This window comes from Methylomonas koyamae, assembly GCF_001644025.1.
Taxonomy (GTDB): Bacteria; Pseudomonadota; Gammaproteobacteria; order Methylococcales; family Methylomonadaceae; genus Methylomonas; species Methylomonas koyamae_A.
Genome location: NZ_LUUK01000132.1, coordinates 1 through 1129 on the forward strand (window position 1 = coordinate 1; position 1129 = coordinate 1129).

The window sequence follows — 1129 nt, forward strand, 5'->3', positions numbered from 1 at the left end:
GCAAGGCATGAAACAAGATCCCCTGCTGCATGGGCGACAGCGGGTAGAGGTCTTCGATTTGGCGGTGTGCGATCGGCAGGGCGTCGAGCTGGGCTTGATTGAGCTGGGCCAGCGGCATGTCGCTGGGGGTCAAGCTCGGTTCGGCTCGCAGGCAGTGGTCGAGCAGTCGGTTCAGGTGCTGTTGGTAACGTTCGAGCAGGTTTTCGATGGTTCGTGCTTGGTAACGCTCGCGGCTGTAGCTCCATTGCAGCCGCAGTTGGCCCTGGTAGATTTCGCCGTTGATTTCCAGTTCGTAGGCCAAGGGCGCGTGCGGGTCGCGTTCGTCGCCGCTGTCTTCGGCGGCCGGTTGCAGCAAGGCGTCGTCGTTGAAACTGCTGTCGAGTTGACCCAGGTAGTTGAACAGGACTTGAGGTTTGGCCGGCTTTATGTGGGCCGCTGGCAGGTTGGGTTCGGCGGATGCGTGTGAGCTATTGCGACTCAGGTAGTGCAACACGCCGTAACCCAAACCGCTGTCCGGCACGTTGCGCAGTTGTTCCTTGACGGTTTTGATCGTGTCGGCCGCGGTCGTTTGCGGGCTGAGTTTGACCGGATACAAACTGGTGAACCAGCCGACGGTGCGGCTGAGGTCGAGGCCGATTGGCGGGTGTTCGGTTGGGATCAACTCGGCTTCACGGCCGTGGCCTTCCAAAGCAACGGCAATGTCGGTTTGACCGCTCCAGTCGCACAGGGTTTGCGCCAGGGCCGCCAGCAGCAGTTCCTGGATGCGGGTGCGGTAGGCGCCGTTGGCGTCGTGCAGCAACTGGCGGGTGCGTTCGATATTCAAGGTCAGGCTTTCGCTGACGCGGTCGCGGCTTTGCGCTCGGCCTTGCGGCTGGTCGCAGGGCCAAATGGGAGGCGCGCTGCTTGCTGGCGCTTTTTCTTGATTTGAAGCGGGGTTATCGCATTGCGCCTCCCAGTAGCCGCGTTGGGCTTGTAGGTGTCGGCTTTCGGCATAACCTTGCAGCGCCCTGCCCCAGGCTTGATAGCTGGCGGTTTTGCCCGGCAGTTGTGGGGTTTGGCCTTGCTGGATTTGCTGGTAGAGGCTTTGCAGGTCTTCGAGCAGGATGCGCCAGGACACGGCATCGACGAT

At 61.5% G+C, this 1129-nt stretch carries 1 protein-coding gene; it reads right to left on the minus strand.

What is annotated here, in order from left to right:
* On the minus strand, positions 1-1129 hold a 1129-nt coding region (locus tag A1355_RS09410; RefSeq protein ID WP_231883620.1), incomplete at both ends, for a condensation domain-containing protein.